This is a genomic window from Winslowiella arboricola (assembly GCF_025527015.1).
In the GTDB taxonomy this organism is placed as follows: Bacteria; Pseudomonadota; Gammaproteobacteria; order Enterobacterales; family Enterobacteriaceae; genus Erwinia; species Erwinia arboricola.
Window position 1 is genome coordinate 60,212 of sequence record NZ_JAODIM010000037.1, and the last position, 22,973, is coordinate 83,184.

General features: G+C 56.9%; 22 protein-coding genes. 7 read left to right on the plus strand and 15 right to left on the minus strand.

From position 1 onward, the window contains the following. Window positions 1–34 precede the first annotated feature (34 nt). Both N5923_RS05080 and N5923_RS05085 read right to left on the minus strand, forming a co-directional pair. Window positions 35–949: a LysR family transcriptional regulator gene (locus N5923_RS05080; protein WP_267143479.1), complete on the minus strand. Its 915-nt coding sequence runs from the start codon at window positions 947–949 to the stop codon at window positions 35–37. 75 nt (window positions 950–1,024) lie between these two features. Beyond that, entirely contained in the window at window positions 1,025–2,101 is a 1,077-nt protein-coding gene (locus tag N5923_RS05085; RefSeq protein WP_267143478.1) for a dipeptidase, read from the minus strand. A 212-nt stretch (window positions 2,102–2,313) separates the two neighbouring features. On the opposite strand from N5923_RS05085, the gene N5923_RS05090 reads away from it, so the two are divergent. Genes N5923_RS05090 through N5923_RS05115 form a run of 6 tightly spaced genes read left to right on the plus strand, consistent with a single transcriptional unit; the run spans window position 2,314 to window position 8,897 of the window. Then, a complete protein-coding gene (locus N5923_RS05090; protein ID WP_267143477.1) occupies window positions 2,314–3,915 on the plus strand; it encodes an ABC transporter substrate-binding protein in 1,602 nt (533 codons plus the stop codon). Continuing rightward, complete coding sequence (locus N5923_RS05095) at window positions 3,915–4,925, plus strand: ABC transporter permease (protein WP_267143476.1); 1,011 nt, start codon at window positions 3,915–3,917, stop codon at window positions 4,923–4,925. The genes N5923_RS05090 and N5923_RS05095 overlap by 1 nt, the downstream gene beginning before the upstream one ends. Next, window positions 4,922–5,821 (plus strand): ABC transporter permease, encoded by a 900-nt coding sequence (locus N5923_RS05100; protein WP_267143475.1) that lies wholly within the window; start codon window positions 4,922–4,924, stop codon window positions 5,819–5,821. The genes N5923_RS05095 and N5923_RS05100 overlap by 4 nt, the downstream gene beginning before the upstream one ends. Continuing rightward, complete coding sequence (locus N5923_RS05105; RefSeq protein ID WP_267143474.1) at window positions 5,822–6,655, plus strand: ABC transporter ATP-binding protein; 834 nt, start codon at window positions 5,822–5,824, stop codon at window positions 6,653–6,655. It abuts the gene before it with no gap. Beyond that, entirely contained in the window at window positions 6,652–7,392 is a 741-nt protein-coding gene (locus N5923_RS05110; RefSeq protein WP_267143473.1) for an ABC transporter ATP-binding protein, read from the plus strand. Before N5923_RS05105 ends, N5923_RS05110 begins: the two co-directional genes overlap by 4 nt. After that, window positions 7,389–8,897, plus strand: a complete 1,509-nt coding sequence (locus tag N5923_RS05115) for a serine hydrolase domain-containing protein (RefSeq protein WP_267143472.1) — start codon at window positions 7,389–7,391, stop codon at window positions 8,895–8,897. The genes N5923_RS05110 and N5923_RS05115 overlap by 4 nt, the downstream gene beginning before the upstream one ends. An 89-nt stretch (window positions 8,898–8,986) precedes the next feature. Here N5923_RS05115 and N5923_RS05120 read toward each other — a convergent pair whose 3' ends face one another. From N5923_RS05120 to yajD, 9 genes are all read right to left on the minus strand, one after another. After that, window positions 8,987–9,808 carry a M55 family metallopeptidase gene (locus N5923_RS05120; RefSeq protein WP_267143471.1) on the minus strand — a complete coding sequence of 274 codons (822 nt, stop codon included), beginning with the start codon at window positions 9,806–9,808 and terminating at the stop codon, window positions 8,987–8,989. A gap of 11 nt (window positions 9,809–9,819) precedes the next feature. After that, window positions 9,820–10,860 (minus strand): DmpA family aminopeptidase, encoded by a 1,041-nt coding sequence (locus N5923_RS05125; RefSeq protein WP_267143470.1) that lies wholly within the window; start codon window positions 10,858–10,860, stop codon window positions 9,820–9,822. Window positions 10,861–10,868: 8 nt separating this feature from the next. Next, window positions 10,869–11,765: an ABC transporter permease subunit gene (locus tag N5923_RS05130; RefSeq protein WP_267143469.1), complete on the minus strand. Its 897-nt coding sequence runs from the start codon at window positions 11,763–11,765 to the stop codon at window positions 10,869–10,871. After that, the gene (locus N5923_RS05135) at window positions 11,765–12,694 is read right to left on the minus strand and encodes an ABC transporter permease (protein WP_267143468.1); all 930 of its coding nucleotides are present in this window, start codon (window positions 12,692–12,694) and stop codon (window positions 11,765–11,767) included. Before N5923_RS05135 ends, N5923_RS05130 begins: the two co-directional genes overlap by 1 nt. Before the next feature lie 128 nt (window positions 12,695–12,822). Continuing rightward, window positions 12,823–14,364 (minus strand): glutathione ABC transporter substrate-binding protein, encoded by a 1,542-nt coding sequence (locus tag N5923_RS05140; RefSeq protein ID WP_267143467.1) that lies wholly within the window; start codon window positions 14,362–14,364, stop codon window positions 12,823–12,825. Window positions 14,365–14,385: 21 nt separating this feature from the next. Next, window positions 14,386–16,266 (minus strand): ABC transporter ATP-binding protein, encoded by a 1,881-nt coding sequence (locus N5923_RS05145; RefSeq protein WP_267143466.1) that lies wholly within the window; start codon window positions 16,264–16,266, stop codon window positions 14,386–14,388. A gap of 18 nt (window positions 16,267–16,284) precedes the next feature. Then, a complete protein-coding gene (gene dgcA, locus N5923_RS05150) occupies window positions 16,285–17,250 on the minus strand; it encodes an N-acetyl-D-Glu racemase DgcA (protein WP_267143465.1) in 966 nt (321 codons plus the stop codon). Window position 17,251: 1 nt separating this feature from the next. Continuing rightward, window positions 17,252–18,259, minus strand: a complete 1,008-nt coding sequence (dgcN, locus tag N5923_RS05155) for an N-acetyltransferase DgcN (protein WP_267143464.1) — start codon at window positions 18,257–18,259, stop codon at window positions 17,252–17,254. A 211-nt stretch (window positions 18,260–18,470) separates the two neighbouring features. Next, window positions 18,471–18,818 carry an HNH nuclease YajD gene (yajD, locus tag N5923_RS05160; protein ID WP_267143463.1) on the minus strand — a complete coding sequence of 116 codons (348 nt, stop codon included), beginning with the start codon at window positions 18,816–18,818 and terminating at the stop codon, window positions 18,471–18,473. 285 nt (window positions 18,819–19,103) lie between these two features. Here yajD and N5923_RS05165 point away from each other — a divergent pair, with 285 nt between their 5' ends. After that, the gene (locus N5923_RS05165; protein ID WP_267143540.1) at window positions 19,104–19,586 is read left to right on the plus strand and encodes a cold shock domain-containing protein; all 483 of its coding nucleotides are present in this window, start codon (window positions 19,104–19,106) and stop codon (window positions 19,584–19,586) included. Window positions 19,587–19,715: 129 nt separating this feature from the next. On the opposite strand, the gene nei is transcribed toward N5923_RS05165, so the two are convergent. The 4 genes from nei to N5923_RS05185 are packed head-to-tail and all read right to left on the minus strand — an operon-like array spanning window position 19,716 to window position 22,922. Then, window positions 19,716–20,507, minus strand: coding sequence for an endonuclease VIII (nei, locus tag N5923_RS05170; protein WP_267143462.1), 792 nt, complete (start codon window positions 20,505–20,507; stop codon window positions 19,716–19,718). Between the two features lie 15 nt (window positions 20,508–20,522). After that, on the minus strand, window positions 20,523–21,170 hold the full coding sequence (pcp, locus tag N5923_RS05175) for a pyroglutamyl-peptidase I (protein ID WP_267143461.1): 648 nt from the start codon (window positions 21,168–21,170) through the stop codon (window positions 20,523–20,525). A gap of 7 nt (window positions 21,171–21,177) precedes the next feature. Next, complete coding sequence (locus N5923_RS05180; protein WP_267143539.1) at window positions 21,178–22,197, minus strand: DUF979 domain-containing protein; 1,020 nt, start codon at window positions 22,195–22,197, stop codon at window positions 21,178–21,180. After that, entirely contained in the window at window positions 22,194–22,922 is a 729-nt protein-coding gene (locus N5923_RS05185) for a DUF969 domain-containing protein (protein ID WP_267143460.1), read from the minus strand. Before N5923_RS05185 ends, N5923_RS05180 begins: the two co-directional genes overlap by 4 nt. Between the last annotated feature and the right edge of the window lie 51 nt (window positions 22,923–22,973).

The following is a 22,973-nucleotide window of genomic DNA, read 5'->3' on the forward strand; positions in this document are numbered from 1 at the left end:
TGGTGTAGGGGCGGCGTTCTCGCCGCCCTTTTTTTTACACCGCTGGCGTCAAAAACAGCGTCTCGCACTGGCGTGCGATATCCCACAGCTTCTGGCGAATCACCTGCTTCAGTTGCAAAGTAGATTGCGATTGTGGCCGATCGCGGCGGCTAATCAGCATCACCTCAAACGGCAACGGCTGCGCAATTGGCAGAATTTTCAGCTGACCGACATAGCGACAGGCGGTAAACAGATCAACAATCCCCACACCGCCTCCCGCCAGTGTCATATCCGCAATCACCGAATAGGTTTTAATCGACAGCGATACTGCCGGTTGCAGCGCTTTATCACGCAGCGCGCGATGTAACACACGCCCCAGCGGATCCTGCTGCTGCATCATTAACAGGTTGTTCTGACACAGCCACTCCAGCGTCACCGCACCGCTTTGCGGGCTGTTCAGCGGCAATACCGCCACCATTGACGACTGAAACAGCGGCTCCGCCAGCAAATCAGCATGCACCTGCTGCCCAAAGGCCAGTGCAAAATCGAGCTCGTCGTTTAGCAGACTGTGGCACAGGGCACTGAAATGCTCGGTCACCAGTTCCACATTCACCGACGAAGCCTGCTGACGATAAGCCACCAGCGCCGGCGCCAGCACCATCTGGCCAAAGGCATGCGCGGCGCCGAGCCGCACGGTCTGCCCTTCACCGCGCCGTAACTGATCGGTCAGCTGACTAATCACTTGCAGACGCTGATATAACTCATCCACTTCCGGCAGCAACCGGCGTCCTTCGGCGGTGACTACCATCCCCTGCGCACGGCGCTCAAACAGCGCAAACCCCAGCTGCTGCTCGGCGTGATTCAGCACGCGACTGACATTGGGTTGTGACACATTTAACAAGCGCGCCGCGCCGCTGATGGAGCCGCTCTGCACAATGGCCTGAAAAACTTCGATATGACGCAAACGCATAAGGTCAGGTCTCGCTTAACTTATCCTGAGCATAAGCAATGCAAGGATAGTGCCGAACCCGCGCCCGTTTAGCGTTTATTCACCCCAGGTGGCTTCCAGCACCCTGACCCAGTTGCGATAACAGATTTTCTCCAGCAACGCGCGGTCGTAACCACGTTGCGCCAGCGCCTTCACTAATAGCGGCAGACCGGCGACATCTTTCATATCCGGCGGAATAGTGGTGCCGTCAAAATCGGAACCAAAACCCACGCCCTCTTCGCCGACTTTTTCCAGCAGATAATCCACATGACGCACAATCTCATCCACGGTGGCATCGGGACTCTTTTTGCCATCTTCACGCAGGAACATGGTGCCAAAATTCACGCCGACAAAGCCGTTGCGTTCGCGGATTGCCGCCAGTTGTTTATCGGTAAGATTGCGTGACTGCGCACAGAGCGCATGGGCATTGGAGTGGCTGGCCACCAGCGGCGCGTCGGAGATAGTGGCGGTTTGCCAGAAGCCCTTCTCATCCATATGCGACAAGTCGACCATAATGCGCAGCTGGTTGCAGGCACGCACCAGCCGTAATCCGGCCTCCGTCAGACCGGCGCCAATATCCGGTGATGAAGGGAAGCGGAACGGCACGCCATCGCCAAAAATATTGGGTCGGCTCCACAGCGGGCCAAGGGTGCGTAACCCGGCCGCGTACAAGACGTCCAGCAACTCGAGATCGGCATCCAGCGCCTCTGCACCTTCAATGTGCATCACCATCGCCAGCACCTTGTTTTCAATACTGTGACGAATATCCGCTGCGGTACGGCAGATTCTGGCCTGGCCATTAGAATTTTTTTCGATGCGAATTAATGTGTTTAGCATCGAAAAAGTGATATTCCGCGCTTCTTCAATCGATGGTGTTTCAGGCACATCGGTGAAATTTAACTTGCCTGGCACATTTCTTGCCTTAACTCCCCCCGTTGGGACATAAGTCGCAAACAGACCACCGGCCATACCGCCCTGTCTGATACGCGGTAAATCCATCTGGCCCGCAGCAGGACCCTGCAGAAAAGCGCCAACCGGATCGGCAGCGTGTGAGCGCCACAGGCGCAGCAGCACATCATTGTGACCGTCAAAAACCGGCACAAGGTCGGCGTCAGAAAATAGCGTATCAGACATAAGTTGAAGTCCCGTGAACGGATAAGCGGTAGAAGACAATGCATCATAAACGCGCATGCGCACAGGCGCTTGCACTGAAAAGAGGCATCTTTTGTCGCCGGAGAAAATAAGTTGCTCCTGACAATATTAACCACCGCCTTCTGACAGAAGTCAAGGCGAAAACGACGCTTATACTTAAAAATAATATTAAATATCAACCAGTTGGAGATACCATGGTTACCAGAAGACGTTTTCTTGCAGGATGCTCAGCGGTTCCGTTTCTTTCTTATCTTAGTCTGAACAGCAGCAGCGCCTTTGCCGCCACCCCGGCCAGCATGCTGGTAATGGCGATGCAGATCGACAATATGACCAGTCTGGATCCGGCAGAAAGCTTTGAAGCGATTGGCTCTGAAGTGACTGGCAACCTCTATCAACGTCTGGTGATGCCAAACCCGGAAAAACCAAGTGAAATCAGAGGCGAGCTGGCAAAAAGCTGGGAAGTCAGCAGCGACGGCAAAACCTTTACCTTCCATCTGGACCCGTCGGTGAAATTTTCCGATGGCAGCCCGCTGACCGCTGAAGATGCCGCTTTCTCATTGCAGCGCGTGGTGAAACTGGATAAAAGTCCGGCGTTTATTATCAATCAGTTTGGTTTTACCAAAGATAACGTTGAACAGATGATCGTGGCGAAGGATGCCAGTACGCTGGTGCTGAATCTCGCCGAACCGGCAGCGGAAACCTTCCTGCTCTATTGCCTGTCAGCGCCGGTAGGTAGCGTAGTGCAGAAGAAAGCGGCGCTGGCCAATCAGCAGGCCGGCGATCTGGGTAATGGCTGGATGAAACAGCAGAGCGCTGGTTCCGGCCCGTTCACCCTGCGCGCGTGGAAAGCCAGTGAAAGCATTATCCTCGAAAAAAACCCGCACAGCCCGTCGAAGAGCACCACCAAACGCGTGATTATCAAACATATCACCGATCCTTCCGCTCAGCTGCTGATGCTGCAGAAAGGCGATGTCGATATCGCCCGCGATCTGACTACCGAACAGCTGAAACCGTTGCAGGGTGACAAAAACTTCAATGTCTATAAGACTGATGTTTCCACCATCATGCTGATGTCATGCAATACCACCAATGAGCATCTGCAAAAGCCACAGGTGTGGCAGGCGCTGAAATGGGCAATTGACTACAACAGCATACAGCAAAATATTCTGCCGCTGACGCACAAAGTGCATCAGAGCTTCCTGCCTTCCGGCTTCCCGGCGGCGCTGGACGATCAGCCATTTAAAGTCGATGCCGCCAAAGCCAAAGCGCTGCTGGCCGAAGCGGGCTATGCAGATGGCTTTGAGATCACCCTCGATCACTACTCGGCACAGCCTTACCCGGATATCGCGCAGGCGCTGCAAACTCAGCTGGGCGCAGTGGGCATCAAAGTGTCGCTGATCTCTTCGGAAAACCGTCAGGTTCTGACCAAAATGCGCGCCCGTACCCATCAGCTGGCGCTGACCGCCTGGGGCGCGGACTATTTCGATCCAAACTCCAACACCGAAGCATTCTGCGTCAATACCGACAACAGCAGCGGCGCGCGGAACCGTACGCTCGCCTGGCGTTGCGGCTGGTCAGACGATGCATTTAACAAAATGACTGTCGCCGCGCTGCATGAAGCCGATCCGGCAAAACGCATTGCCTTGTATGAGCAGATTCAGCGTGAACACCGTGAAAAAAGTCCGTTTATCGAGATGATGCAGGATGTGAAAAACATCGCCTGCGGTAAAAACATCACCGGCGTGCATATGACTGTACTGCGCGACAACCCGTTTGAGCAGGTGAAAAAAGCGTAATGTCGTCGTTTAAACGTTTACTCAGCACGCTGAGCAGCCTGGTGCTGACGCTGTTTGGTTTGTCAGTATTAACGTTCTTTATCGGTCGGGTAATGCCGACCGATCCGGTGCTGGCTGCGGTGGGTGATAACGCACCGCAGTCGGTCGTGGAACGTGTCAGACAAGAAATGGGGCTGGATCAGCCCCTGTACATGCAGTTTGGCCACTATCTTAATCAACTGTTGCACGGCGATTTAGGTCGTTCAGTGCTGACCCACAACGAAGTCACCACCGATATCGCCCGCTTCTTCCCGGCGACGCTGGAACTGGCGACGGCGGCGATTATTATTGCGGCGATTGTCGGCATTCCGCTTGGCGTCTGGGCTGCGGTGCGTCAGGGCAAAACCCTCGACCAGATTATCCGCGTGGTCTGTCTTGCCGGACACTCGCTGCCGGTATTTGTGCTGGCATTGCTGAGCCTGCTGATTTTCTATGCGGTACTCGGCATCGCGCCTGGCCCGGGTCGTCAGGACATTATCTTCCAGGATATGGTGCCGCAGGTCACCGGCTTGCTTACCGTCGATTCGCTGCTGGCCGGCGATTATGAGGCGTTTTGGGATGCGCTGGCGCATATGGCGCAGCCGGTATTGATCCTTGCTTACTTCAGCATGGCCTATATCACACGTATGACGCGCACCTTTATGCTGAATGCGCTGAGCGGCGAGTTTGTCATTACCGCACGCGCTAAAGGGCTGTCCTCGCGGCGGGTGATCTGGCGTCACGCCTTCCCTACCGTCGCGGTGCAGCTGGTCACGGTGCTGGCGCTGACTTACGCCGGACTGCTGGAAGGTGCGGTGGTGACGGAAAATGTCTTTGCCTGGCCGGGACTCGGCCAATACCTCACCACTTCGCTGATGAATGCTGATATGAACCCGGTGGTTGGCGCTACGCTGCTGGTCGGCGCGACTTACGTCCTGCTGAACCAGCTCGCCGACCTCCTCTACCGACTTTGGGATCCGCGCGTAAAATGAAATCTCTGACAAGAGCATGGTTGCTCGATGAAACTCCCGCTACCCGCCGTCAGGCGGTGTGGGGCCGACGCTATCGTTTATGGCTTGGCCTGCGCGAAAACCCGCTGGCGATGTCTGGTCTGCTGGTGATTCTGGCGGTGCTGCTGCTGTCACTGCTCGCCCCGCTGCTGACGCCTTACACGCCGGGTACCCAGGATCTGACGAACCGGCTGGCCGCGCCCTCTCTCCAGCACTGGCTGGGCACCGATGAGCTGGGACGCGACGTCTGGACACGGATTATCTTTGGCGGACGCACCACGCTGGGCATGGTGATTGCCGTGGTGCTGCTGACCGCGCCACTGGGCCTGCTGATTGGCTGTATCGCCGGTTATGTCGGCGGCTGGTTAGACAAAACGCTGATGCGTCTGACCGATATCTTCCTCGCCTTCCCGCGGCTGATTCTGGCGCTGGCGTTTGTCGCCGCGCTGAAACCCGGCGTGGAAAGTGCGGTGCTGGCAATTGCCCTGACTGCCTGGCCGCCCTACGCCCGTCTGGCGCGCGCTGAAACCCTGCAGTTTCGTAACAGTGACTTTATCGCCGCCAGCCGTATCACCGGCGCTTCACCGCTGCGTATTATTTTGCGCCATGTGATGCCGCTGTGTGTGCCGAGCCTGATTGTGCGCGTCACGCTGGATATGAGCTCAATTATTATTACCGCCGCCAGCCTTGGCTTCCTCGGCATGGGTGCACAGCCACCGTCACCGGAATGGGGTACGATGATTGCCACCGCCCGTCGCTTCCTGTTTAGCGAATGGTGGGTGCCACTGATGCCCTGTATCGCGATTTTCCTCACCTCTCTGGCGTTCAACTTCCTCGGCGATGGCCTGCGGGACGTCCTCGATCCTAAGGAGCGCTAGATGCTGGTCGAAATTGAAAACCTGCGCATTACCTTTGCCAGCCGCACCGAAAGTTTCGAGGCTGTACGCGGTGTATCCCTTAGTGTCGGCAAAGAGAAATTCGCCATTGTCGGTGAAAGTGGCTCCGGCAAATCGCTGACCGCGCGCAGCCTGATGCAGCTGTTACCCGGCAATGCACAGATCCAGGCGGATAAACTCAGCTTTGATGGCATCGATTTACGCGGTGCCAGCGAGAAAACCCTGCGCAAAATCCGTGGCAAGCGCGTCGGCTTTATTTTGCAGGATCCGAAATATTCTCTTAACCCGGTAATGACCATCGGCCAGCAGATTGCCGAAGCCTGGCGCGAGCATAAAGGCGGCAGCAAAAAAGCGGCAATGGCAGCGGCGATTGATCTGTTGCAACAGGTGAAAATTCGCGATCCTGATCTGGTGGCAAAACGCTATCCGCATGAAGTCTCCGGCGGTATGGGCCAGCGTGTAATGATCGCCATGATGCTGGCGCCGGATCCGGAACTGCTGATTGCCGATGAACCGACCAGCGCGCTGGATGCTACCGTGCAGGCGGAAATTCTGAAGCTGATTGATGAACTGGTGTCACAGCGCGGGATGGGACTGATTTTAATCAGTCACGATCTGCCGCTGGTTTCCCACTTCTGCGACCGTGTGGCGGTAATGTATGCCGGACGGATTGTCGAAATGCTGGACGCGGGCCAGCTGCAGCAGGCGCAACATCCTTACACCAAAGGTTTGCTGGCCTGCCTGCCCTCACTGCGCCATCCACGCGATCGGCTGCCAGTGATGAAACGTGAAGCCGCATGGCGGGATGAAATATGATTAATATCGAGAACCTGCGTATCGCCTTTGGTGATCATGAAGTGGTTAAGGGCGTCAGCTTTCAGGTTGGCAATGGCGAAAGCTTTGGCATCGTCGGCGAGAGCGGATCGGGCAAATCCACCATTCTGCGCGTACTGGCCGGACTGAATAATCAGTGGCAGGGCAAGCTGGAATTTGGCGGTACGCAGCTGACCGCCCATCGTGGCCGCAGCTTCTTCCGCCAGGTGCAGATGGTGTTCCAGGATCCCTATGGCTCACTGCATCCGCGCCAGACCATCGATCGCATTCTGCATGAGCCGCTGCTGGTGCATCGCCTCGATCGTGCTGAACAGCGCATCGCTACAGCGTTACAGGAAGTCGGTCTGCCTGCTGCGGTACGCTTTCGTTATCCGCATCAGCTGTCCGGCGGACAGCGCCAGCGCGTGGCGATTGCGCGCGCGATGATTGCTGAACCGGAAGTGTTATTGCTGGATGAACCGACCTCGGCGCTGGACGTCTCGGTACAGGCGGAAATTCTTAATTTGCTTAGCGATCTGCGTGAAGAGCGCAAGCTCACCTATATTATGGTGACCCATAACCTGGCGGTAGTGACCCATCTCTGCCAGCGGATTGGGGTTATGCAGCATGGTCAGATGGTGGAGCAACTCAGCTCTGACGATCTGCGCGCACGGCGCATCCGGCATCCGCATACGGCTGAACTGTTCGACTTAAGTATTACTCTTGAGGAACCCGCATGAAACTAAACTGGCAGCACGCCAGCGATATCGCCGCCCGGCTGACCGCCAGCTGGAACCAGCCGGGCGCGCCGGGCGGCGCCATCACCCTGTTTGATGGTAAAAAAATCCACGCCACCCACGCCGGTGGCCTCGCGGACCTCGCCCAGCAGACGCCGTTCAGCGCCGACAGCGTGGTGCGTTTCGCCTCAGTGACGAAACATCTGTTCGCCGCTATGGTCAGCGGTCCGGCCAGCGACCTGCTGAATTTGCAGGACAGCCTGGAGCAGCATCTGCCGCAGCTGACTGGCGATGCGGGGAAAGTCACCGTCGGCCAGGCGCTGGATATGACCTCCGGTCTGCCGGACGTACGCGAAACCCTGTCGTTGCTGGGGTTGTCAGTGTATAACGCCACCAGCGCCGCGTCCTTGCTGGATTTTGTCGCCAGCAACGGCGACCTGAGCTATCCCTGCGGCAGCGAAGTCTCCTACTCCAATACCGGCTATCGCCTGGTGGAAGAGGCGCTGAAAGCCAAAGGCGTCCTGTTTAACGACCTGCTGCAACAACATATCTGTCAGCCGCTGGATATTCGCCTGACTGCGCCGGAAAGCTGGTTTGATATTGTGCCGGGTCTGGTGCCGGGTTACTGGCGTCAGGGCAGTCAGTGGCAACTGGCCAGCGCAGGACTGCATCTTTCCGCTTCCGGTAGCGTCACCGGCAGCATTAACCATCTCAGCCGCTGGTTACAAGCGCTGCTGGCGGACCAGGGGCCAGGCGCTGGCGTACTGGCGCGCCTGAGCGCTCCGCGCTACTTAGCCGATGGCCGGGAAACGGGTTATGGCCTCGGTGTGGCGCATTCGCAGATTGGCACCCACCGTCTGGTGGGACACGGTGGTTCCCATGCCGGTTATAAAAGCTATTTCCTGCTGCATCCTGAACTGAAAGTCGGACTGGCGCTGGTTGCCAATCGTGAAGATGTCACCACTTTTGAGAACGCCTTAAAAATTATGGCGGCGCTGCTGGATGAATCCCTGCCGGACAAAGGTCATGACCTGCAACCCGGGATCTATGCGGCGGAACAAGGCAGCGACTGGCTGGAGATTAACGGCGTGACTGCTACCTGGACTGGCGCCGGTGAAACCCTGTATCGCAGCGCAGTACCGGGTGAAGCGGTCTCTCTCTCCTCTACCTTCCCGATACGTCTGGCGCAGGATGGTACAGCCATTGCCGGTGAGATCGGTCTGGCGGCGCGGCGTTTTGTACCGGTGGTAGCGGATGACACCCTGCAACAGTTGCAGGGGCGCTGGCAGCTGGCGGCATATCGCAGCCTGATTGATATCGAGGGTGATTCATTGCTGATGGGGATCGGCCCGGCATCAATTACCGCCAGCCTGGTATCACTGGGTAAAGGCCGGGTGCTGGCTACTGCGCAGGATGGTCCGTGGGAAAAACGCTTTGTGATCCAGCGGGAAGAGGATGGCATTCGCTTGCTGCTGAATCGCAGCCGGATAGTGAAGTATGTGCGTTAGCCCGGATAATGCAGGGGAGCCGTTATCGGCTCCCGCTGCAACCATCGGCACGGGCGGCGAGAACGCCGCCCCTACAAAACAGAGCGATCTTAATTCTGCGTGGTCGCCAGATAGGAAAACGCGCTAAGCAGACTGACCAGCGTCGCCATCTTCTCTGCACGATAACCTACCGTAATGGCATCAATCCGCTCGACCCCGGGGATCAGACAAAACAGATCGCCCAGCACCGGTTTCGCCACCATTAATTCCAGCTGATAAGGCGCAGAAATCCGCGTGGTCGCCGCCTGGCTCGCCTGACGCACCGCGCTGGCCGCCGCTTCGCGAATCGCCTCGCGCGCCGCCGGCGGGCTTAATGATTCGGCGCAGGTCTGGGAAATTGCCCGCTTAACACAAGCATAATTTACTGATGGATAGTGCTGATTAATCCACGTCTGCAAGGTATCGTCACCACTGACCAGCCACAGAGGCGAGCCCTGCTCTGCTCCGGCGGCGGCGTAGATATCACTCTCGCCCATCACCTGACCGTTAATTTTCACCCGGTAAAAAGCCCGACCGTTAATGGTATGCGCCAGCACGCCAGACTCTCCGGCCGCGCTGTGATAACCAATAAACATCATGCCGTCATACTGCTGCTGTTCCAGGCCTTCCACCATCGATAAACCGCGCGGTTTGCCCTGCACCAGCCGCGCGCGGCTGTCAATATTTTCAGCGCGCAGATTGGTCATTGCCGCATGGCTGTCCGCTACCACCACTTCGCTGGCGCCACCGGCAAAAGCGCCGTCAATCGCCGCATTCACTTCCTGTTCCATCAGGCCACGCGCCAGCTGATACTCGGCGGTGCCCGGGCTGCACTGCTCCGGGCGCATGACACCCGCAATGCCTTCAATATCGGCAGAGATAAAAATTTTCATGGTTACTTCCTTCAGCAAAGGCGATCGAGAATATCGCATAACGCCGGGCGGGAATGACCACGGAAACCGGTCACCGCTTCGGCGCTAAGTAAGGCATCCAGCACCGCGTGTTCGGTGGCATCGGCCGCTGCCGCCAGCAGCGGTTCCAGCGCCGCATCCGCCAGCGATTCTGGTTGCGACTGGGTGGAAAATGCCACGGCGATATCACCGGAACCGTGGCCCCAGTAACTACCCAACCGCCCTAATCCGGCGCCTGCACGCTTCGCTACACGCTTTAACTGACGCGCATCAAGTGCCGCATCGGTGGCCATAATGATGATGATTGAACCGGCATCACGCTGCGGCGTCAGTTCCGGCAGCAGCGGCTCAATCGCTGCGCCGAAGCGCACGCCGTCCAGCGTCAGCGCATTTAACGCGCCAAAGTTCGCCAGCACCAGCACGCCAAGGGTGGCATTCAGAGAAGGAATCAGCCGCGAGGCGCTGCCGACTCCGCCCTTCAGGCTAAAACAGCTCATCCCACGTCCTGCGCCAACGCTGCCGCGGGCAAACTCCGCATCTGCCGTGCGTAATGCCTGTTGCGCCATCTCCTCAGTCACCGCCAGTGCCTGAATATCATTCAGCCAGCCGTCATTGCACTCCAGCGCCAGTGGATTGACGGTCGGTAAACTACGGCCCAGCTCCGGGTTGCGGCTGATGGCATCACGCACCAGCGCGGTAAACAGCGTGCCGACCGCCAGCGTGTTACTTAGCAGAATCGGCGTCTGCAGCACGCCCAGCTCTTCCAGCTGCACCAGCCCCACCGGTTTGGCAAAACCATTCAGCACCGCCGCCGCACAGGGCAGCGGCCGGGTAAACAGGTTATCGCCCGGCGGCACAATCGCGGTCACGCCAGTCTGAATGTCACCGTCATCAAGGGTACTGTGTCCGACACAGACGCCCGGCACATCGGCCAGCGTATTGCGTGGCCCACAGGCCATCCGCGGCTGCCCGAGGCTGCGCGTTTCGCGCCAGCGTTGCAGCAGCAAATCACGCTGCATCTGTTGAAAATCCATCACTTTTCTCAGCTTTTCAGTTTCGGATCGAGTGTATCACGCAGCGCATCACCCAGCAGGTTGAAGGCCAGTACCGTAATAAAAATCGCCAGGCCAGGAAACACGCTGACATGCCATAAACCGGCCATCATCATATTGCGGCTCATCGCCAGAATATTGCCCCACTCCGGCACATCCGGCTCCGGCCCCAGACCGATAAAACTCAGTCCTGCCGCAGTCAGAATACTGGTACCGATACGCATGGTGAAATAGACAATCACGCTCGACAGCGTGCCGGGCAGAATATGACGCAGCAGAATCACGCGGTCCGGCGCACCGGCGCAGCGCACCGCTTCCACATAAGCGGCCTGTTTCAGCGACAGCGTGGAGGCGCGCACAATTCGGGCAAACACCGGTACGCTAAATACCGCCACCGCAATGATCACGTTATTCAGTCCCGGACCGAGGATCGCCACCACCGCAATCGCCAGCAGCATACCCGGAAAGGCGAACAGCACGTCGGAGGCACGCATAATCAGCATATCGATCCAGCGGCCATAGTAGCCCGCCAGCAGTCCCAGAAAGATCCCCACCAGCATGCCGAGCGTCACCGACAGCACGCCGATATACAGCGAGATACGCGCACCATAAATAATCCGGCTCAGTACATCACGTCCGAGATCATCCGTTCCCATCCAGTGGGCGGCGGAAGGTGGCGACGACAGCGCCATCCAGTCCGGCTCCATCGGATCCCACGGCGCCAGCCACGGGGCAAAAATCGCCACCAGCAGCAGTAACAGCACAAAACCACCGGAGACCAGCGCCAGCGGATTGCGCACCAGAGCATGCAGAAAATCGCGACCTGGCGAGCGGATAGTGCTTTTCTCTGTCACCACCGGGATCACCGGTTCAGTTGGTAAGGTCATCATCGCTCCTGGTGCAGACGAATCGCCGGGTTGACCACCGCATACAGCAGATCCACCAGCAAGTTAATCACAATAAATTCAAACACAAACAGCATCACCAGCGCCTGAATAACCGGCTGATCCTGCGATTTGATCGATTCAATCAGCAGCCAGCCGAGGCCAGGCCAGTTAAATACGCTCTCGACGACAATCGAACCGCCGAGCAAAAAACCGAATTGCAGACCAAGCATGGTGAGAACCGGAATCAGCGCATTACGCATCACATGCTTCCAGGTGACCAGCCGGCTGCGCAGCCCTTTGGCTTTGGCGGTGCGCACATAGTCCTCCTGTGCCACTTCCAGAAACGCCGATCGGGTAAAGCGCGCCATTACCGCCGCCACTGACGCACCAAGGGTTAACGCGGGCAGAATAATATCGCTGGGTTGATTAAAACCGCTGACCGAAAACAGGCCAAACGGCATAGCGACAAACTGCACCAGCAGCAGGCCGAGCCAGAATGGCGGCATAGAGATACCGCCGACGGCGAAGCTCATCAGCGTCCAGTCCTGCCATTTCCCCCGTTTTAGCGCAGCAATCACGCCAATAATCAGTCCGAGGATCACTGACCAGGCAAAACCAGCCAGCGCCAGCAGCATCGTCGGCATAAAGCCCTGGGCGATCACTTCGGTCACCGGCTGCTGGGTGCGAAAAGTAACACCTAAGTCGCCTTTAAACAGACCACCCAGCCAGTGAATATATTGTTGCGGCAGCGGATCGTTAAGCCCTAGGTGCAGGCGCGCCGCTTCTATTGCTTCAATGGTAGCGTCCGGACCGGCGTAAATACGCGCCGGATCGCCCGGTAATAGTTTGATAAAACCAAATACTAATAGCGAGACCACCAGCAGTACCGGGATCATTTCCAACAGACGTCGGACAATATAAGCAAACATGGTGATTTCTCGTCGGTTAAAAATTTTATCACTGTAGGGGCGACGTTATCGCCGCCCGTGCCAATGGTTTGCACCGTAGCCGTCATCCAGACGGGAGCCGAAAACGGCTCCCCTACCATAGCGATGGTTTATTTAAACTCGGCCTGGGTAAACAGCAGGTTGCCGTCAGCCAGCATCGATACGCCTTCCAGCTTTTTACTTTTACCCACCAGGTTATCCGGCGTGCCGAGGAAAGCGACAGGGGCGTCTTTCCACAACAGCTTCTGTGCTTCGGCATAAGCCACCGCGCGTTTCGCCGGATCGGCGGTTTCCAGACCACCGGCTATTGCTTTATCGACCGCCGGATTGCTGTAGTAAGAGACGTTATACGAGGTTGGCACCCAGGACTCAGTGGCAAACAGCGGACGCAGCGCCCAGTCGGCATCACCGGTGGAGGTAGACCAGCCGCCGTAGTAGAGATCGTACTCTGCCTGCTTCGGATCCTTCACGCCCCACAGTTTGGCGTTACGCGAACCGGAATCCATTGGCGTAACGGTGACACGAATGCCAACGGCGCCAAGCTGCTGTTTCAGAAACTGCGCGACACGTACTGCGGCGGTGGTATTGGTGCTCCACAGTTTCAGATCGAGGCCGTTGCCATAACCGGCCTCTTTCAGCAGCGCTTTGGCTTTCTCCGGGTTGTAGCTGTAATCGACATCGGTCTGTTTCTGATAGAACTGTACGCCTGACGGCATTGCTGAGCTGGCGGGTTTACCCATACCGCCAAAGCCGACTTTCAGAAACAGCTCGCGATTAACGGCATAGTTCAGCGCCTGACGGACGCGCACATCGGCCAGCGGCTTATGCTGGGTATTGAGCGCCATATAGTAGAGGTAGATACTCGGGTCACGCTGTACCGCCAGTTTGCTGTCGTTCTGCACGGTAGCCAGCAAATCGGCTGGCAGCGGATAGATCGCATCCACCTGGCCAGATTTCAGTGCAGCAACGCGGGTGGCATCTTCCGGGCTTGGCGTAAAGATAACGCTGTCCACTTTCGGCCAGCCCTGCTTCCAGTATTTGTCGTTTTTAACCAGTTTCACCAGTTTGCCTGGCTGCCACTCGACAAATTTAAACGGACCGGTTCCGACCGGGTGCAGACGCAGCTGCGCTTCTTCCGGGTATTGCGCCAGTACCGCCGGGCTCCACATCACTGCCGAAGGGTGAGCCAGGGTGTTAATAAAGGCGCCAAACGACTGGTTGAGCTCCACTTTCACCTGAGTTGGTGAAACCACGGTGACAGTTTTAATCATCTTATACAGGCTGTTACGTTTCAGACCTTTGGTCTGATCGGCCAGCCGGTCAAGGTTGGTTTTTACCGCCGCGGCATCAAAAGGCGTACCATCCTGGAAGGTCACACCGCTGCGCAGATTCAGCACAAACTCGGTGGCATTTTCATTGCTGGTGTAATCGGTCGCCAGCCACGGCGTCAGTTTCATCTGGCTGTCGAACTGGAACAGACGCTCAAATACGCCGCTCTGCACCGAATAACTGGCGTTATCGGAGGTATCGTGCGGATCCATCCCGGTAATATCGACATAGGCCGAAATACGTAAATCCTGTGCCTGGGCAACAGCCGCCAGACACAATGACAGCGCGAGGGCGACGGCAGAACGGCGAAGTATGGCTTTCATGGTGTCTCTCCTGATGAAAAGTTATGCTTGCGAAAATGCGCCTTCGGCAACCCAGTGCTGCTCGGCCACCTGGCGATAACGGGTTTTCTCCACCTCAGTGCCAACTTTGCGCAGCGGCGAAGGGATTTCACTGTCATCGAAGGTGCGCAGCGCACGATTCAGCGGATCGGCAACCGGCACCGATGACAGCAGACGTCGGGTATAAGGATGTTGTGGATGATTAAATACCGACTGACGCGGGCCGATTTCAACAATCTGTCCGAGGTACATCACCGCCACACGGTTGGCGATACGTTCAACTACCGCCATGTCATGGGAGATAAAAATCCATGCCACACCGGTGCTTTTCTGCAGATCCATCATCAGATTGACCACCTGCGCCTGAATCGACACGTCCAGCGCCGAAACGGCCTCATCGGCGATAATCACCTGCGGTTGCAGCGACATCGCGCGGGCGATGGCGATACGCTGGCGCTGACCGCCAGAAAACTCATGGGGATAACGGCTGGCATGCTCCGGCAACAGACCAACGCTTTTAAGCAGTTCCTGCACCTGCGGCGTCGCTTCTTCCAGCGATTTCACCAGTCCGTGCAGCAGCAGCGGTTCGGCAATGGTAAAGCCGACAGTTAAGCGTGGATTCAGTGAGGCGTAGGGATCCTGAAACACCATCTGCATTTCGCGGCGCAGCGGCTGAAATGCCTGCTCTTTCAGGTGGGAAATTTCATCGCCACGGAACAGAATACTTTCGGCCTGGCTGTCGATCAGCCGCAGCAGCGCGCGACCGGTGGTGGATTTGCCGCAGCCGCTCTCACCGACAATCGCCAGTGTTTCACCCGGCCACAGGCTGAAATCAATCTGCTCCACCGCATGCACGCGATGGGTCAGTGCAGAGAACACGCCGCTGCGCACCGGGTAGTAGACACGCAGTCCACGTACATCCAGCAGCGGTTTCTCTTCGTAACGAGCAGTGATCTGCTGATCGCCGGCGTTGTCGCTCTGCTGACCAAGTAGCGGAAAGCGCTTTGGCCAGCGGCTGTCGCGCATATCACCGAGGCGCGGCACCGCCGCCAGCAGCGACTGGGTGTAAGCATGCTGTGGCGCAGTAAAAATTTGCTCAACGCTGCCCTGCTCCACCACTTCACCGCGGTACATCACCACCACGCGATCGGCGACTTCCGCCACCACTCCCATATCGTGGGTGATAAACATCACCGCCATATTGGTCTGCTGTTGCAGGTCGCGCAGAATTTGCAGAATGCGCGCCTGCACGGTGACATCCAGCGCGGTGGTCGGCTCATCGGCAATCAGTAGTTGCGGATCGCAGGCCAGCGCCTGCGCAATCATCACGCGCTGGCGCATACCGCCGGACAGCGAATGGGGATAGCTTTTCATTACGCGATCGACATCGGCAATCCGCACCTTGCGCAGCAACTCACGCGCTTTCACATCGGCGGCTTGTTTGTCGCACAACTGATGATCGCGCAGTGCTTCCGTCAGCTGATCGCCGACTTTCAGCACCGGATTCAGCGAGGTCATCGGCTCCTGAAAAATCATCGCCATATCGCGCCCGCGCAACTGGCGGCGCTGCTCGTTGTTCAGACTTAGCAAATCGCGGGTTTTGCCGTCGCGGCCAGTAAACTGCACGCCGCCGCGCTCGATGGTCGCGGAGTTTGCCAGCAGTCCCATCACCGCCAGCGAAGTCACTGATTTGCCGGAGCCGCTTTCGCCCACCACGGCGACAATTTCGCCTTTATTTACCGTAAAAGAGACGCCTTTCAGCGCCAGATTGCGGCCACTGCGTCCATGGAAACTGACGCTCAGATCGTTCACGGCCAGCACAGGCGTCGTGAAAGAACCGGAGGGCGCGGCGGTGTCAGGAGAAGTTAGCGTGATATCCGTCATCGTCACTCCGGGAAAGGGTTAGAGCCAGATTTGGCCGTTGTGATAAGAGAGGAAAGGTGAACTGTCGGCCGCCAGCCAGATCGGACCGTCAAGGTCGACATGCTCCGCCGTCAGCGTCACCGGCAGCGCCGCTTCCATCGCCAGCGAAGAGCCGAGCATACAGCCGACCATTACGCGTAACTCCTGCTGCTGCGCCTCGGTCACCATCGCCAGCGCTTCGGTCAGACCGCCACATTTGTCGAGCTTGATATTGATCATCTCGTAGCGATTACGCAGACCCGCAATATCGCCACGCTGGTGACAGCTTTCGTCAGCGCAGACCGGGATCACATGCGGGAAACGCTGCAGATCACCGTCGTTGCCCGCCGGTAACGGCTGCTCGATCATCGCGATGTTGTAGTGCGTCAGCGCATCAAACAAACTGCCGAGATCGATACCCGACCAGGCTTCATTGGCATCAATAATCAGCGTGGCTTTTGGTGCGGCCTGGCGAATAGCAGCGACCTTTTCCAGAATCGCCTCGCGATCGAGCTTAATTTTCAGCAAGATGGCGCCGCGTGATACCGCATCCGCCGCCGCGTTAGCCATGTTTTCCACGCTATCGAGACTCAGGGTTTCGGCGGTAATCACCGACGGTGGCGCACTCAGATCGAGCAGCTGCCACAGGCTTTGCTTACTTAATGCCGCCTCAAGGCGCCACAGCGCGCAGTCCAGCGCATTACGCGCGGAGCCGGCTGGCAGCAAACTTTGCAGCGCCTCACGGCTCAGACCGGCTTCCACCTGCGCCTGCAGCGCGCTAAGTTGCGCAGTGACACTCTCCGCGCTCTCGTTGTAATGCGGCGTTGGCGTACATTCGCCAAGGCCAATAAATCCCTGCTCTTCCAGTGTGACGCGCACCACGGTTACGGCGGTACGTATACCGCGCGCAATGGCAAATGGCCGTGCCAGCGGCAGTTCCACCGCTTCAAAATGCATGCGACGCATCTTAGCCCCGCTCTTTCAGCAACGCGGCGATCCCGGCAATACCAAAACGCACCGGATCGGTGGCTGGCACGCCAAACTCAGCGCTGACCTGCTGGCAATAAGCCCGGGCTTCTTCTTCGCTGGCATTGGAGGTATTGATGGCAAAACCGGCCAGCTGGACGTTGTCACTGGTCACGTGCGCTGCACGGATATTGGCTTCCACGCAATCCGCCAGACTGACCATGGGGGAGTGCGGCAGGTGACGCATATGCGGACGCCCCATTTCATGACACATCACCAGCCAGTGTGGCTGCGCGCCATGGATCAGGCCCATGCTGACACCGGCGTAGGACGGATGGAACAGCGAGCCCTGACCTTCAACGATATCCCAGTGATCATCTTCGTTAGCCGGTGACAGCGCTTCAGCGGCGCCAGCAATAAAGTCAGCGATCACCGCATCGATGGCGATACCTTCACCGGCCACCAGAATGCCGGTCTGACCGGTGGCACGGAAATCGGCTTTCAGGCCAATCTCACGCATCGCCGCTTCCAGCGCCAGCGAGGTGTACATTTTGCCGACCGAGCAGTCGGTGCCAACGGTCAGCACACGCTTGCCGCTGCGTTTTTTGCCGCTGCCGACCGACAGTTTCGGACGCATATGGCGAATATCGAATAGCTCAACGTTATGGCTTGCGGCCAGCGCCACCAGCTCCGGCTCATCCGCCAGACGATGATGCAAACCGCTGGCGACGTTCATGCCCGCGCTGATTGCGGCGCGTACCGTGCCCAGCCAGTGTTCCGGCAGATAACCACCGGCATTGGCGGTGCCCAGCACCAGGGTTTTCGCGCCGCGCGCCACTGCGGTGGCGATATCCAGCTCTTCAAGGCCGAGGGAGACGGTGCAACCAGGCAGGCGCAGTTCGCCGACACACTGCTCCGGGCGCCATACCTGGATGCCGCGCGCGGTTTTCGCTGCCAGCGGGTCGGTTACGTCGCCAAGGAATAATAAATAGGGTTGTGGGATCAGCATGATGTATCTCCAGATTTAGGCTGATCTGACTATTTCATCTGGAGAGTGGGTTGGCGAATGCTTGTTTGGCGGGGGGGTATAGCCTGAAGTTATGGGGTATTGGAAGCTGCATGATGCGCTGGGCATCAAAGCCAACGGAAGATATTTCCCCGCGCGTAGTTACCGCATCCCCAGCTACTCATTTTAGTTGGGGAGATCGGATAAATCGAGATTACTTCTTCTTATTAAGCATCGACTTTAAATCGGCAAAGGGATTATAGGTTGCTGCAACCACATCTTTTTGCGCGTCCTCCCCCGCCACCACGCTTGTACCGTACTGGTCAGCTTCAGTGTACTTAGAGTGTTCGTGGTCATGGCAATAGAGACACAACAACTCCCAGTTACTGCCATCTTCCGGGTTATTGGTATGGTCGTGATCGATATGGTGAACGGTTAATTCGCGCAGGTTTGAATAAACAAACTCACGTGAGCAGCGTCCACATACCCACGGGTAGATTTTGAGCGCTTTCTCACGGTAGCCGCTCTCCAGCCGCATGTAATTTTTGGGAATCAGAGCCATTGCCGATGGTACCTGTTACAAAGAGATGATTTTACAATAGTACTCTCAATATATCCCATCATGGAACAGAAGGAAAAATGAGAGAGGAATATGAGGTGGTTTTTTCAATGGTAAAGTCCACAGAGGTCGTCCCTGTAACCAGTCGCTTACGCCTTCGCGTGGCCGCCTCCTCGCATACCAGAAATTTATCGTCCAGACTTAAACCAAAGACGTAGTCTGCGCAGGCATTGTGCTTTACACTGCGCGCTGCAAAAATTGAGCAGATAAACGATGAAACAGGCGGTAATGGCGATGAACGGAACGATCACAAGCTGGTTTAAAGATAAAGGTTTTGGCTTTATCAAAGATGAAAACGGGGATAACCGTTATTTTCATGTGATTAAGGTCGCCAACCCTGATCTGATTAAAAAAGATGCGGCGGTGACTTTCGAACCCACTACAAATAACAAGGGCTTGTCAGCCTATGCGGTGAAGGTCGCAGCGGAAAGTAAATACATCTATATCGCGGGCGAACGCCTTAAGCTCACCTCGCTCAAGTCTTACGTGGTTTACAGTGAAGAAGTGCCAGCCGATACCCGCATTGATAAAGAAAATGCGGTGCTGTCTGTGGGGGTGCTGATGAGTAGTATCAGGCCGAAATCATCCGCTACGCCTGGTGAAATGCGCTCGCTGAAAAAACTGGCGATCACCACCTTCCAGGGAACGACGTTAATCTTCTCGGAAGATGAGATAGACGTGGATGCCACGGTGAAAATGCTTAAGGTCTGAAATCATTCGGACTGTCCCGGTGCCGGAAGCCTGCACCATTGATAAGCAGGGTGTTGGCATCATTTACTCAAAATAATTGTATACCACTGTATTCTGCAGGGGCGCCGTTCTCGCCGCCCGTGCCAGAGATTATCTCTGACACCCCGGACACCAGTAAAAGGGGCGCGAAGATAGCGTACTTTTCTCAATAATCGTGCCGCAGCGTTCACAAGGTTTACCGGTACGATGAAACACCTTAAAGCGAAACGCCGCGCCATGATGGCGCTTCTCATCCATGGTGCCGCGCATCTGGTAAGAGTGACGCGGGATCGCCAGTAGCGCGTCGGCAAAGATTGCCAGCTGCTGAGGTGAAAGATCCTGCGCTTTATGCTGTGGCAACAGCTGCGCCTGCCACAGAATCTCCGCCCGCAGATAGTTGCCCAGCCCGGCAAGAAAGGCCTGATCGAGTAATAATCCACTAAACTGCCGCCGACGAAAACGCGCGGATAACAGCCGATCCGTCACCCGCTCCACCGTCAGACTCATATCCAGCACGTCCGGCCCGACTCGATTTAAAAACGGATGCGTCGCCAGGGTTTCACTGTTCAACAATGTAATATCGGAGGCGCTGTAGAGCAAAATCGCCCGATCGGCGGTCGCCAGCCGCACCCGCAATACGCGGTTAGTTTGCGGCGTGTCATCACGATTTACCACGCGCCAGACGCCATACAGCTGGTTATGACTGTAGAGCGTCAGGCCGTTGGAAAAGTGCGTCAGCAGTGCTTTGCCGCGCGTTTCAATCGCCGTAACCTTCTCACCCAGCAGCGCCGGTTCATAAGTTTTCAATTCAGGGAAGGCAAACCACACCTCGGTCAGCGTCTTCCCCAGAATTGCCTGCTCCAGCTGATCTGCCGCCCGCCGAATCTCGGGACCTTCTGGCATAGTGACTCCCTGTAATTAATGCGTCGCGCCGCCAACCAGACGCAAATCCTGCTCAGTACGTAAGGCGACAGAGATTGCCATCTCCAGCGCCAGAATCACGGTTTGCGCTGACATACTCGGCGTAACCGGCAGTTTTGCCGCCTGCTCCGGCAGATACGGGATATGAATAAAGCCGCCGCGTACCTCCCCGCCCTGCTCTGCCAGCCGGTGCAACAGGCCGTACATCACATGGTTACAGACAAAGGTGCCCGCCGTTTGCGAAACCGTCGCCGGGATCCCGGCTTCGCGAATCCCTTCCACCAGCGCTTTGATCGGCAACGTTGAAAAGTAAGCCGCCGGGCCGCCAGCGACAATTGGCTCATCAATCGGCTGCTTGCCCTGGTTATCCGGGATACGCGCATCGTCAACATTGATCGCAATACGCTCAATGCTGATATCCGCCCGGCCACCGGCCTGGCCGACCGCAATGACCAGCTCGGGTTGCAGCGCATCCATCGCTGCATACAGGGTGGTCAGCGCTTCACCAAACACCGTCGGTAACTGGCGGGCGACCACTTTCGCCCCGCCGATAATATGCTCATTTAGCTGACGTACCGCTTCCCATGATGGGTTTACCTGCTCGCCACCAAAGGGGTCAAAGGCGGTGATCAATACCGTTTTCATTAAGACCTCACAGGAACATCAGGAAGTAGAGAAGGAACACGTTAACCATTAACAGTAGCACGCCAGTCGGCACCTGAGCCTTAATCACCGCGTTACGATCCGGCAGCTCCAGCAGTGCGGCAGGCACAATATTGAAGTTAGCGGCCATCGGCGTCATCAGCGTGCCGCAATAACCGGAGAACATGCCAATCGCCGCCATCACCGCCGGATTACCGCCGTGCTGCAATACCAGGATCGGAATACCAATACCGGCAGTGACAATCGGGAAGGCCGCAAAAGCATTGCCCATCACCATGGTCAGCAACGCCATACCAATGGTATAGGTAGCCACCGCGACAAGACGGTTATCCACCGCCAGATAGGTTTCGGTGAGATGCGAGATAGCGACGCCGACACCGGCAGTGGTAAACAGCAGGCCAAGGGTCGCGAGGATTTGCGGCAGAATAAATGCCCAGCCAATTGAATCCAGCAGACGACGCGTCTCCTGTAATGACTGCGCCGGTGCTTCATGCGTCAGTTTCAGCGCCACCAGCCAGCCGACCAGACAGCCGACGGTCATCGAGAACAGGGTGATTAGCGTCGAGTGGTTACCGGCGCCAAATACCGCTTGTTGCAGCGCCGGGATATTATTAAACGCCAGTACGCCCACCACGGTGACTACCGGGATCGATAACGCTGGCAGGAACAGTTTGTTGCCAAGACGGGTGGCGCTCTCTTTGCGTTGCACTTCAGTGCGCTGATGATAGCTGCCAAGTTTAACGCCGCCCAGACCGGCTATCAGCGCCATAATCACCACCAGCACGCCGACCACCATATGCAGGCTGCGCTGCCCTGCGGCGCCGGAACCGGCAAACTGACTCATCAGTGCGTAAGTCCAGTCGCCGACCAGGAACACCAGGCCATACAGCACCCAAAACAGACCGGTAGTTAAACGTCGTGGATTGGCTTTATCACGCCAGGACATCACCCCGACAATCAGCAGGATGACGCCTGCCAGCCAGAACAGATATTGTTGTTGAAACATTATTTTGCTCCCTTCGCCTGCAACGCCTGCGCATTAATGGATGCCAGTTCAGCGGCAAGGGTTTTATCCAGACGGTGTAAACGCACCGCATGAATAATAAAAGCGCATACTGCGGTCGGAATACCCCACAGCGCAATATGCAGCGGCTCAGTCTGAATACCGCCGGACTCCAGCATAAAGTTATGCATAAAGATAATCGCGCCGAAGGCGACAAAGATATCTTCGCCAAAGAACAGACCGACGTTATCAGTGGCGGCTGACATGGCGCGCAGACGGTAGCGCACCTGCGGCGGCAACTCGCCATAGCGGTTTTCCGCTGCGCCTTCCGCCATTGGCGCCAGCAACGGACGTACCATCTGCGGATGACCGCCGAGACTGGTTAAGCCCAGCGCCGCGGTCGCTTCACGCACAAACAGATAGACAATCAGCAGACGCCCGGCAGTGGCGCTTTTAATATGGGCAATCCAGCCCTGTGCACGCTCTTTCAGGCCGTGTCGTTCCACCAGGCCAATAACTGCCAGCGGCAGTAACAGAATTAACGCCAGGTTACGGGTATTGAGGAAGCCGGAACCGAGTTTTTCCAGAATCGACTCGATCGGCATATTGGCCGCAATACCGGTAATAATGCCGGATGCGATCACCACCAGCACCGGGTTAAAACGCAGTAAAAAGCCGATAATAATCGCCGCGATACCAATAAGCGGCCAGAGATTGACAGCGTTGTCCATGGTGACTCTCCAGGAGTAATGAAAAATCTCCGGCCTGACGACCGGAGAGAA

Bases quoted from the DNA above. Each gene is read 5' to 3' on its own strand.
- N5923_RS05080 (WP_267143479.1), bottom strand. From the start codon at position 949: ATGCGTTTGCGTCATATCGAAGTTTTTCAGGCCATTGTGCAGAGCGGC.
- N5923_RS05085 (WP_267143478.1), bottom strand. From the start codon at position 2,101: ATGTCTGATACGCTATTTTCTGACGCCGACCTTGTGCCGGTTTTTGAC.
- N5923_RS05090 (WP_267143477.1), top strand. From the start codon at position 2,314: ATGGTTACCAGAAGACGTTTTCTTGCAGGATGCTCAGCGGTTCCGTTT.
- N5923_RS05095 (WP_267143476.1), top strand. From the start codon at position 3,915: ATGTCGTCGTTTAAACGTTTACTCAGCACGCTGAGCAGCCTGGTGCTG.
- N5923_RS05100 (WP_267143475.1), top strand. From the start codon at position 4,922: ATGAAATCTCTGACAAGAGCATGGTTGCTCGATGAAACTCCCGCTACC.
- N5923_RS05105 (WP_267143474.1), top strand. From the start codon at position 5,822: ATGCTGGTCGAAATTGAAAACCTGCGCATTACCTTTGCCAGCCGCACC.
- N5923_RS05110 (WP_267143473.1), top strand. From the start codon at position 6,652: ATGATTAATATCGAGAACCTGCGTATCGCCTTTGGTGATCATGAAGTG.
- N5923_RS05115 (WP_267143472.1), top strand. From the start codon at position 7,389: ATGAAACTAAACTGGCAGCACGCCAGCGATATCGCCGCCCGGCTGACC.
- N5923_RS05120 (WP_267143471.1), bottom strand. From the start codon at position 9,808: ATGAAAATTTTTATCTCTGCCGATATTGAAGGCATTGCGGGTGTCATG.
- N5923_RS05125 (WP_267143470.1), bottom strand. From the start codon at position 10,860: ATGGATTTTCAACAGATGCAGCGTGATTTGCTGCTGCAACGCTGGCGC.
- N5923_RS05130 (WP_267143469.1), bottom strand. From the start codon at position 11,765: ATGACCTTACCAACTGAACCGGTGATCCCGGTGGTGACAGAGAAAAGC.
- N5923_RS05135 (WP_267143468.1), bottom strand. From the start codon at position 12,694: ATGTTTGCTTATATTGTCCGACGTCTGTTGGAAATGATCCCGGTACTG.
- N5923_RS05140 (WP_267143467.1), bottom strand. From the start codon at position 14,364: ATGAAAGCCATACTTCGCCGTTCTGCCGTCGCCCTCGCGCTGTCATTG.
- N5923_RS05145 (WP_267143466.1), bottom strand. From the start codon at position 16,266: ATGACGGATATCACGCTAACTTCTCCTGACACCGCCGCGCCCTCCGGT.
- dgcA (WP_267143465.1), bottom strand. From the start codon at position 17,250: ATGCGTCGCATGCATTTTGAAGCGGTGGAACTGCCGCTGGCACGGCCA.
- dgcN (WP_267143464.1), bottom strand. From the start codon at position 18,259: ATGCTGATCCCACAACCCTATTTATTATTCCTTGGCGACGTAACCGAC.
- yajD (WP_267143463.1), bottom strand. From the start codon at position 18,818: ATGGCTCTGATTCCCAAAAATTACATGCGGCTGGAGAGCGGCTACCGT.
- N5923_RS05165 (WP_267143540.1), top strand. From the start codon at position 19,104: ATGGCGATGAACGGAACGATCACAAGCTGGTTTAAAGATAAAGGTTTT.
- nei (WP_267143462.1), bottom strand. From the start codon at position 20,507: ATGCCAGAAGGTCCCGAGATTCGGCGGGCGGCAGATCAGCTGGAGCAG.
- pcp (WP_267143461.1), bottom strand. From the start codon at position 21,170: ATGAAAACGGTATTGATCACCGCCTTTGACCCCTTTGGTGGCGAGCAG.
- N5923_RS05185 (WP_267143460.1), bottom strand. From the start codon at position 22,922: ATGGACAACGCTGTCAATCTCTGGCCGCTTATTGGTATCGCGGCGATT.